The 10296-nt window shown below is 35.8% G+C and carries 7 protein-coding genes and 1 pseudogene; all 8 read right to left on the bottom strand.

The annotated features are described in order from the left end of the window. Nucleotides 1-266 (bottom strand): annotated as a pseudogene (locus FT986_RS14345) (hypothetical protein); the annotation flags it as partial. Nucleotides 267-272: 6 nt separating this feature from the next. Next, nucleotides 273-1499, bottom strand: coding sequence for an efflux RND transporter periplasmic adaptor subunit (locus tag FT986_RS14340; protein WP_111541118.1), 1227 nt, complete (start codon nucleotides 1497-1499; stop codon nucleotides 273-275). A 6-nt stretch (nucleotides 1500-1505) separates the two neighbouring features. Continuing rightward, nucleotides 1506-5951: a CusA/CzcA family heavy metal efflux RND transporter gene (locus tag FT986_RS14335; RefSeq protein WP_147865640.1), complete on the bottom strand. Its 4446-nt coding sequence runs from the start codon at nucleotides 5949-5951 to the stop codon at nucleotides 1506-1508. Nucleotides 5952-6042: 91 nt separating this feature from the next. Continuing rightward, nucleotides 6043-6375 (bottom strand): hypothetical protein, encoded by a 333-nt coding sequence (locus tag FT986_RS14330; RefSeq protein WP_255505988.1) that lies wholly within the window; start codon nucleotides 6373-6375, stop codon nucleotides 6043-6045. A gap of 472 nt (nucleotides 6376-6847) precedes the next feature. After that, entirely contained in the window at nucleotides 6848-7285 is a 438-nt protein-coding gene (locus tag FT986_RS14325; protein ID WP_147865639.1) for a DUF2383 domain-containing protein, read from the bottom strand. A gap of 131 nt (nucleotides 7286-7416) precedes the next feature. Continuing rightward, nucleotides 7417-7575, bottom strand: coding sequence for a hypothetical protein (locus FT986_RS16030; RefSeq protein WP_187248646.1), 159 nt, complete (start codon nucleotides 7573-7575; stop codon nucleotides 7417-7419). A 52-nt stretch (nucleotides 7576-7627) separates the two neighbouring features. Continuing rightward, nucleotides 7628-8638, bottom strand: coding sequence for an AraC family transcriptional regulator (locus FT986_RS14320; RefSeq protein WP_147865638.1), 1011 nt, complete (start codon nucleotides 8636-8638; stop codon nucleotides 7628-7630). A gap of 1 nt (nucleotide 8639) precedes the next feature. After that, nucleotides 8640-10097: a Y4yA family PLP-dependent enzyme gene (locus tag FT986_RS14315; protein WP_147865637.1), complete on the bottom strand. Its 1458-nt coding sequence runs from the start codon at nucleotides 10095-10097 to the stop codon at nucleotides 8640-8642. Between the last annotated feature and the right edge of the window lie 199 nt (nucleotides 10098-10296).

Genomic DNA, 10296 nt, shown 5'->3' with positions numbered 1-10296 from the left:
GAAACTGCAATTACGTTTAACGTGATTTTTTGTCTTCGTTTTACTTTTTCTTCATCGATACCTTTAATCTCGCCGTGCAACCGCCAGCCTAATGTTCCTGCACTGACAACTTCAATGGTGCTGTCTAATCCCCAACCTATAAGAGCCGAACTGTTTGCCGTTATTCCTGCAATGAGCGAGACTACAACTTCTATAACATCATAAATGACGTTCCAAATCTGTAGGGTTCTTGCTTCTATTAAATTTTTCTTTCTTCTTTCCTTCATTACATCTTAATGTTCGTGCTCAGTTTCTCCCTTTTTCATTTCTGCCATAAGGTAATAGGCATTATTATACGCAAAGCGTGTTTTTGGATTTGGGGTTTCAAAGAAACGTATGGCAATCCAGTCGCCATCTTTCTCGCCCATAGTGACTTCAACTGGTATAAAACTCCACGCGTCGCCTTCACTTTGTGCTGTAAATACATAGTCCTTACCGGCTTCTGTAACTATGGCACTTTCAGGTAGTGCGGTAGTCTGTTGGTTATCAACTTCAATTTTACCTTTTATATACATACCAGGGATAAGACCACCTTCTTTATTCTCTATTTCAGCGTGTACGTGAACCGCTTTGGGATCTTGCTCAAAAGTCTGGCTGACCGAATAAATAAAAGCTTCCTGCTCTTTTCCTGGTCGTGATTGAATACTGAAACGTACTTTTTGGCCTTTCCTCACTTTGTCCACATCTTTTTCAAACACCATTAAATCTGCGTGCACGTGGTCTGTATCTACTATTTCCATTAAGTTGGTTTGTGGTTCTACATATTGACCAGTTTTTATGAAAACCTTTTCTACAACACCTGAAATGGGACTGCGTAATGCAACACGCTGATAGATAGTACCATTGCGCACACCATTTGCATTGATGTTGTACTGTCGCAATTGCGCTTCAAGACCATTTACCATTGCGGTAGATGACTGATAGTCTGCCGTTGCTTTTTGGAAATTCATTCCAGATGCTACACCAGCTTCATAAAGTCTTTTTTGACGTTCATATTCCTGTTTCAGAAATTTACTATTGCTGTAAGCGTTTAAATAATCTGATTGAATCTGGATGATGCTGGGATGTGATAAATAAGCCACCGCTTGATTCTTTTTGACTTCGTCTCCTTCTATAACCTCTATGGATGCCACATTTGCTCCTGCAAGCGCGGTAATATTTGCTTCGTTTTGGGGTGGTACTTCCAGCGTACCGTTTGCTTCTACATAACCACTCATATTGCGTTGCGCGAGCGTATCAATTTCCATTTGTAAGGCTTCAAACTGCTGTGCCGTGAGCATTACTTCCTCAGCTTCACCTTCGTTAAGGTTTCCTTGACCGGTCTCACCTTCAGAATTGTTTTCTTCCGTTTCAGAATGGGTGGCTTCATCGTGGCCATCTTCAGTTTTTGAGTCGCCACAGCTGAATAATGTCAATGCAAAAAGCATTGCGGTAATCGGTATATATTTTAATTTTTTCATCTTTTTTTAGTTTTGGAAATATTGTAAATCAAATAGGGCTTCTAAATATTTATCAAGTGCGTCCAGCGCGTCCATTTCGGTCTGTATGGCATCACGTATTATTTGCGTGAATGCTGCATAATCCAGCGCTCCTTCTTTGTATGCCAGCAATGCACCTTTGCGCTGGTCTATGGCAAGTGGCAAAGCTTCGGTTTTATAGAAAAACCAGGTATCCCGCCATCGTGCATAATTTTGCTGTGCCTGTACGAATTGCGATTTTAGCTCGCGTTGTTTGAAAACGGCATTGGTTTCTGCAATCTGTGCATCGAGTTTTGCCGCTTTTGCACGACTACGGACAGGTCCAGAAAACAGTGGTATGGAAATCCCAGCTTGATAGGTATAAAAACCACTTTCGCCATTGACACGTTGCAGGCCACCTTGCAGATTAAACTGGGGCAGTAAACTTGCCCTTGCTGCGTCATAGCTTGCTTGTGCTTCGTCTATACGCTTTCGCGAAAGCGATAACTCGGGATGATTATTTAATGTATTATCAGTCTTTAAAATTGAAATTTCAGTAGCTTCCAATTCATCAGCAACGGTGTACATCGTATCTGGTGTCAACCAAAGATTGAGTTGTTGCAAGGCAATGAAATAATCTGTTTCTGCCTGTTGAAATTTATTGTTGACCTGCAAAGCTTGATTGCGCGCAGCGGCGTATTCCAGTCTTGAAATGGCTTCCACTTCATAATTGAGCTCAACAGATTGTGCAAACTGACCGTAAATGCTGTCCAGTTCTCGGTACAAAACAAACTTCTTCTTTGCCTGAAAAGCTTCTGACCAGGCTTTTTTAACTTCCCGTTCTATCTGGATTTCTGAAAGGTCAAATGCCGTTTTTGCCAACTCAATACGTTGTTGTTGCAAACGTTTTTTAGCACCTATTCCCAGTAGATCAATATTCTGTTGCCCGACACCTATCAAGGTATAAATGCCCAGACCATCGGCCACTTCTTCGCCACCTGTAAAGACCTGCGTACTACCGAAGTCATATGCATTGCCCGTGAGTGCATTCTGTCTTTCGATTTCGAGTTGGTTCGCTTTAAGTACAGGATAATTTTCTTTAGCAATTTCTACAGCTCGTGATAATGTTATGGGCGTGATGCTGTCCTTAGCAATGAGATCTTGCACAAGTGCTTGTGATTGTTGCGCTCTCCCTTCGACTGCGCTCTGGGCAGGCGCGAAAGCGGTGCCACCTAACATAAAACCAACAATCAAAATCGTAGTTAATGCTTTCGAATTAAATGAACCAATCTTGTTCTGGTCTTTGCGCTCGCGTCGCTTTTCTATAAAAGTATAGAGCACGGGAAGAACGACCAACGTGAGCAGCGTGGCTGTAAGCATTCCACCGATAACTACCGTAGCGAGCGGCTGTTGAACTTCTGCACCAGCCGATGTGGAAAAAGCCATAGGTAAAAAGCCGAAAATATCTGTGGTGGCCGTGAGCATAATGGGACGAATACGTTCTTTAGTCCCTTGAAATATTCGATCCTTTATGCTTATAACACCTTCTTCTTTTAAGGAATTAAATCGGTTTATAAGTACCAGCCCGTTAAGAACCGCGACACCAAATAGCACAATAAATCCTACACCTGCCGAAATACTAAATGGCATATCTCGAAGCCATAGAGCAAACACACCACCAATGGCCGCCAAGGGAATCGCTATGTAAATCATTAGCGATTGTGAAAAGGATTTTAAGGCAAAGTACAGCAGTATAAATATTAAAAACAGGGCGATTGGCACAACGATTATCAAACGATCCTTTGCACTTTGTAAGTTTTCAAACTCGCCACCATAGGTAATATAATAGCCTGATGGCAAGTCCAATTCTTCATCTAATTTTTGCTGAATATCTTTTACTACAGATTCCACATCCCTGCCTCGAGCATTTACACCTACGTAGGTTCTTCTATACGTATTGTCACGTGAGATTTGCATAGGTCCAGGGACATATTCAATTTCGGCTATTTCGATAATGGGTACCTGATTGCCATCATTAAGATCGAAGTACATATTGCGTAGGTCATCTATACTTTTTCTATGGCTTTCATCAAATCGTACCACGAGATCAAATCGTTTCTCTCCTTCAAAGATGACACCAGCCGTACCTCCTGCAAATGCAGTACTTATGTAATCATTTACTTTTTGAATATCCAGTCCATATTGTGCCATTTTATCTCGTCTATATTTTACGGTCATCTGTGGTAATCCAGCTGTACGTTCTGCACTCACATCGCCAGCGCCAGGAACAGTCTGTATAATAGCCGCCATTTCTTGAACTTTTTCTGATAATACCTCTAAATCTTCGCCATATAGTTTTACCGCAATATCTTCTCTAACACCTTCTAACAACTCGTTAAATCGCAACTCAACCGGTTGGGTAAAAACTAAATTTACACCTACGAGTTCTTCATCTAATTTGTCTCTAATGGCATCTATCAAACCTTCTTTAGTAGAAGCTGTTGTCCACTCGTCCATATCTTTATTGAGAATGATGTACATATCTGCAATATCCATAGGCATAGGATCCGTGGGGATATCGGCTACACCTATACGTGCTGTAACTGTTTTAATTTCAGGGAAACTTTCTAATAAAATCGTTTCTATCTTTTTAGAAACTTCAATGGATTCTGATAGTGAACTTCCTGGTCTTATGAGCGCCTGCATTGCCAAATCTCCTTCGTCGAGCTGTGGCACAAATTCTCCACCCATATTAGAAAATATGAATCCAGCAATAATAAGCAGAACAGCAGCAGATGAAAGCACGATAAGCTTAAGCCGCAGTGCGCCTTTTAATAAAGGCATATATGCACTATGAATAGCACCTATAATTTTATCACTTATTTTTTCAAGCCATCGTTCAAACCTGCCAAACCAGTTTTTGGTATTTTGAACTGGTTTCATTAAAAGTGCAGACATCATTGGTACATACGTAAGACACAGGATTATAGCACCAATCATTGCAAACCCAAAGGTGTATGCCATAGGCTTAAACATTTTACCTTCTACACCAGTTAGAAAAAGTATAGGTGTGAAAACTATGAGAATAATGATTTGTCCGAAAAAGGCAGAACCCATCATCGTGCTTCCTGCATCATAAGCTACTTTATCCATCACGCCTTGATTGAATTTTAACTTGCCAGACCTAATTCGTTTTTGGATCTCATACACCGTTCCTTCAATAATAATCACGGCACCATCTATGATGATCCCAAAATCAATAGCTCCCAAACTCATTAAGTTTGCCCAAACATTAAATTGCTTCATTAAGATAAATGCAAAAAGTAAGGACAACGGTATGGTCGTGGCTGTTATGATACCACCTCTTAAACTCCCTAGCAAAAAAACCAGGGCAAAAATTACGATAAGGGCACCTTCCAGCAAATTGGTTTTCACTGTATCTGTAGTTCTGGCAATTAGTTCACTACGATCAATTATTGGGGCGATAGTTAGACCTTCTGGCAAAGACTTTTCAATTTCTGCCATACGATCCTTTACATTTTGAATAACTGCATTAGGATTAGAACCCTTGAGCATCATTATCATACCGCCAACAGCTTCTTTGCCGTCTTGTGTAAATGCACCATAACGTACTTGACTCCCAAAATGGACACGCGTTGCCACATCTCCAATAGTTATGGGAATGTTGCCCTCGTTAGTAATCGAAATATCTTCAATGTCTTCCAAAGAGCGAATAAGTCCTTCGCCTCTTATAAAATTTGACATTTTATTTTTCTCGATATAAGCACCACCTGTATTCACATTATTCCGAGCGAGAGCCTCATATACTTGTGAGATACTGATTCCCATACTGTTTAACTTCTCTGGATTGACAGCAACTTCGTATTGCTTGATACTACCACCGAAAGAATTAACCTCTACTACGCCTTCCAATAGTGTAAGTTGTCGTTTGATGACCCAGTCTTGTACTGTGCGCAGTTCCATAGGTGAATACTTGGTTTCAAAACCTTCTTGTGGCTTTATAGTGTATTCATAAATTTGACCTAATCCAGTAGAAATGGGACCCATTGATGGGCTTCCAAATTTTTCAGGAATGGATTCACCCAGGTCGTTGAGTTTTTCCTGTACCAGCTGTCGAGGAAGATAGGTTCCCATATCGTCTTCAAAAACGATAGTAACTACGGAAAGTCCAAAGCGTGAGATAGATCTTATTTCTGTGACGCCTGGTAAATTACCCATAGATAGTTCGACGGGATAGGTTACGAACTGTTCAATATCTTCTGTTCCCAGATTGGGCGATTGCGTAATTACTTGAACCTGGTTATTGGTAATATCTGGCACAGAACCAAGGTTCACGGTTGCCATTGACCAAATACCAACTCCTATAAGGGTCAAGGTAAATAGGCCAATAATGAATTTGTTATTGATTGAAAAATCAATGATTTTGTTAATCATAGAAAATGTATTAATTCAGTTAAAAAAATGCAAATGCTTTCCTTAAAGAGAAAACATTAAAAAAAGATATAGGAATCCTATAAAAACTGAATTATACTTTAGGTGGTTGGAAAAGTGATTCCAAGTATCTGGAAGTGAAGTTTACTTTATGTAAATTATATTGTTTTTTCTCTTCAAACTTTAGTCGATTGTTTAAAGCCAAATTATTGTTAGCAATAATTAACACCAAAGGGTGGCAACACTGATTATGGGAATGGACTGGTGTATTCTCATTATCTGGATTATGATGATGCTCTTCATTTTTAGCATCGTTGTCAATGTAATCTTCAACTACATATTCAAAGAAAGAGTCGCCATAAACTTTATGGTCTTCATAATGGGTTATTATATTTGAAATTTCTTTAATTGGCCCACAAAAGTCCATATCTATACTTATCCCTTGAAAAAAGAATAAAATAGACATTGATATGGAAACAAATATTTTCATATAATTTATACAAATATACAAATTATCAAATGCAATGGTTGTGCAAAATACGTTGACATGAAAATAGGATTTAAAACAAATTAATCAACATTCAATTAAAATGACTTTTTTTCTTTATTTTAGTTAAACGAACTTTACTTAAGTTACAAATTAATATAATACGTTCTAAAATATATTTCGAGTTGATCGTGAGTTCAAAATTACTACAAACTTGAAAACCTTTTAAAATAAGGGAGTTTCAGAGGTGTTTCATCATCCTCTCATCCCGACTTTTAAAAAAGAGTAATCATCTGATTACCCTTTTTTGTGAATAAAATATAACGATTAATATTAGCTAAGACTTAAAAAAAATCTTAGGTATCCCAATAGGTTGTTTGAAAGTATAGGTTATTATTTTGATTAATCTACTTTACAATTTCAATCTTTTAAGCTCTTGTAAGGATTGTTCTATTTTTTCTTTTTGTAGGCATATAAGCTCTTTAATTTTATGGCCTACTTCAGAAAAATGGGTTGCTATTTTCTCATACTCTTCTATAGCATATTTTTCAGCTTGAGTAAACTTGGCTAAAACAATTTCATCGGGTAAACTACCCTTTAATTCATGTAAATTAGGATATAGTTTTATTGATGTGCATTCAGCATCATTAACTTTTTCATTAGGATAATAGGCCCGAAGCTTAACCGACAGTTGATCGACAAAAACTTGACGCTCTTCTGCCTGGCTATTAAAATGATTAAATAGATCCTCTGACCGTATTTTGTTTAAAGCTGTTACAAGTGATTGTATAGCCTCTTTATTAATTTTAATGAGTCTGTTAAGTTCAATTACTATTTCTGAATCGCGCATATATTTTATTTTAGTTGTTAATGGAGCGTTCCCTAATGGAATAACGCCATATTCCAAACTAATAAAATTATTTCCCAAGCACTAACTTAATCCGCTAATTAATTAGCAATAAGCAAATTAAATATTACTGTTTATAGGAAACCTAGAAAGTATGCACCAAGAGCAATTATTAAAAGTACAATCAATATACCTAACACAATTCCTAAATAATTGGTTTTTTGAATATTGTTTTCTATAGATTTAATTTCATCTTCTCCGTCTCTGTATTTAGAGTCTTTTTCTTTTTTCATGGTTTTATGGTTTTATGGTTTTATGGTTTTATGGTTTTAAGTTAATTATCAATTATTTTTTATTCAAATATTCTGATGGAAGTACTCCAAAATGTTTTTTAAAACTTTTAGAAAAATAACTTTTGCTAGAAATGCTAATCGCTTCGGCAATCTGACTTAAACTGTGATCGGTAGTTTTTAGTAAAGTAGAAGCTTTCAACATGCGCTGTTGCATTATATATTCATTGACCGTTAAGCGGAAAAGAAATTTAAATCCTGCTTGTAATTTATTGGGGTTAAGACCAAAATCACGCGCTAGATCTTTAATAGCAATATTCTTTTCTAAATTTTCATTAATGTAATTTGCACAGACTCTTATGGTAGATAATTCACTTTTTCTAAGAAGTAATTTAGAAGGCTCAGATTTTAAGTCGTCTTCAAATAATATCATTTGCTTGATAAAAATTTCTAAAGCTTTTCCTTCTAAAAAAAGTTTACGCACCATCATTTCTCCTTCATGCTCATTTAGTGATGCCATGAGTTCATCAAAAGCAATACTGTAATAACCTTTGTGGTAAAAAGAGTTGGAAGCATTCGTATCTAAAAAAAGTGATTTTAATTTTTCATTTAATTCTGCTAATTCACATTCTAATGTTGAAAAAAAACGTTTCCGATCAATTTCAAGGCTCAATACATATGTTTTTTTATTTGCTTTAAAATTTATAAGGTGTCCTTTATGTCCCTTACTAGAAACGATAGCACATTCAAATTTATTTAATTGATGTTCCTCTTCTTCATCAGCAAAACGATGATTCAATTCTCCTTTAGCAGTATAAAGATATTTTACAGGATGAACATCATTTTTAGTAAATCTAATTTGAGTGTCTTCCTTAAAAAAACAATCATAAATAATGATTCCCAACCCATTGCTAAAATTTATTCCCCTAATAACTCCTTCCCCAAATTGATCTGGAATCTCCAAAAAATACTCCTCACAGGTTTCACTAAAATTTGTATGAAATGCTTCTGAGATTTCTCGAATAACATCTTTAAAGGGTAATGATTTAACCTGAATACTTCTCATTTTATAAATAAATATGTTTCGTTTCTAAATTATTTTCGTCCCTATAAAAATCTAATAAACTTACATTATCATCTACATTATTTATAAAAACGTTTTGTGACAGCTTAAAAAGATGAGCTTCAGTTTCAAAAAAATGCATCATATAACCAGCTGTATTTATAAAAATAACAAAATCTCCTATTTCTGGAAGCTTTGGTAAGCTAATTTTTCTCTTGAGTATAAAATCACTTTCTAAACAATAGGCTCCTGTAAAATAAACATCAGCCCTCTCCTCTGCAGTTTTTTTGTTCTTGTAACAAACTATGGGATCCAAAAGGAAATCTTCGCTAGAGCTTGCCATTTGTGTCATATTCATTTCTAAACCCACCAGAAAATTTCCATCTGCATCTTTCTTGCGGTGCGCTACTCGAGCAATAGTCACACCGACTTGATCCAACAAACTGCGACCAGGTTCTAATCTTAGTTCTATATCTAGCTCTTGTAAACGATAGGAAACCGGTTTTCTATGTACATAGGCGATTTCTAATACGTTTTTCAAGAATTCTTCTTTAGAAGTAGTATTGTAATACGGGTATGTATTGAGCTTACCCTCAATCTCCCCGTTTCTATTATAAAAACCTAAGCCATTGTTTTGGTAGGTAATAGGCTCACGTTTACCTAATACAGCTTTCTTTAATTGTTCTTGAAATTTAATCCAAGAACTTTCTTGCTCTAGATAATTCATCAAAATCCCTCCTCCTATATCAATAAAATTAGGATTAAAACCATAAGTGATAAGGGTTTCTATTAAATCTAAGGTTTGATGTAGTGCTGCGCCTCTTTGATGAGCATCATAACCGTCTAAATGAAAGTGAAAACCTGTAAAATTTACATATTTCAAAACCTCTTCTGAATTGAAAAATTCTATAATAAAACCTCCTACTTCATCTATATCAAAACCAAATCTGCTTTTAAGTTTATGATCTTTATACTCAAACCCACTAATTCTAAAACCTACAATGGCTTGAAGCTTTTCTTCTTTAGCTATTTTTAAAATTAGATCTGCTTCATCTTTATTATCTATAATTATTAAAACGTGATTTGTAATGGCAAGTCTTAATAACTTCTCATTTTTAACGGCTGCCGTAAGTACTAAATCTTGTGAGCTAATGTTTATATCTAAGCATTGTTTAAGTTCTTCGTAACTGGCTGTATCTACCCCAAAACCATTTTCAAATGCTACAGAAGCCAGCGTACTACATTTATTAGCTTTTCTCGCATAGTATATTTTACTTTTAAAATTGTAATGGTTTAAAATGTAACGATATTCCGCAAGATTGTTTTGAAAAGATTCTAAGTGATGAATATTTAAAGGTGACTCATAAGTATCAATTAAATCTTTTTGTAAATCATAGTTATCTGCAATTCGTTGAATCCATGGTGAGGTAATGGGTTGCAAGGGGGGAATATTATTTTTCATTCATTTAAGTTAGCGTAAGTTGATAAAAAACTATTACTTAGAAATTGAGTTTAATGATTTCTAAAAGGAGTTATTTAAAGCTAAAATATCACTTCCCCTTATTTTTACATGCTAAATTAAACAAGCTTTAACATTTTGATTTTTAATGGCTTAAAAAATTTATTTTGTGTTATAAAGAATTTGATTTTTGTTACTTTTA

This window comes from Mesonia sp. K4-1, from assembly GCF_008017825.1.
In the GTDB taxonomy this organism is placed as follows: Bacteria; Bacteroidota; Bacteroidia; order Flavobacteriales; family Flavobacteriaceae; genus Mesonia.
Note: the sequence above shows the minus strand (reverse complement) of the source record. Positions and strands in the feature narration are given on the sequence as shown.

Excerpts from the sequence above, each read along its gene's own strand:
- FT986_RS14340 (WP_111541118.1), bottom strand. The coding sequence starts at position 1,499 with ATGAAAAAATTAAAATATATACCGATTACCGCAATGCTTTTTGCATTG.
- FT986_RS14335 (WP_147865640.1), bottom strand. The coding sequence starts at position 5,951 with ATGATTAACAAAATCATTGATTTTTCAATCAATAACAAATTCATTATT.
- FT986_RS14330 (WP_255505988.1), bottom strand. The coding sequence starts at position 6,375 with ATGGACTTTTGTGGGCCAATTAAAGAAATTTCAAATATAATAACCCAT.
- FT986_RS14325 (WP_147865639.1), bottom strand. The coding sequence starts at position 7,285 with ATGCGCGATTCAGAAATAGTAATTGAACTTAACAGACTCATTAAAATT.
- FT986_RS16030 (WP_187248646.1), bottom strand. The coding sequence starts at position 7,575 with ATGAAAAAAGAAAAAGACTCTAAATACAGAGACGGAGAAGATGAAATT.
- FT986_RS14320 (WP_147865638.1), bottom strand. The coding sequence starts at position 8,638 with ATGAGAAGTATTCAGGTTAAATCATTACCCTTTAAAGATGTTATTCGA.
- FT986_RS14315 (WP_147865637.1), bottom strand. The coding sequence starts at position 10,097 with ATGAAAAATAATATTCCCCCCTTGCAACCCATTACCTCACCATGGATT.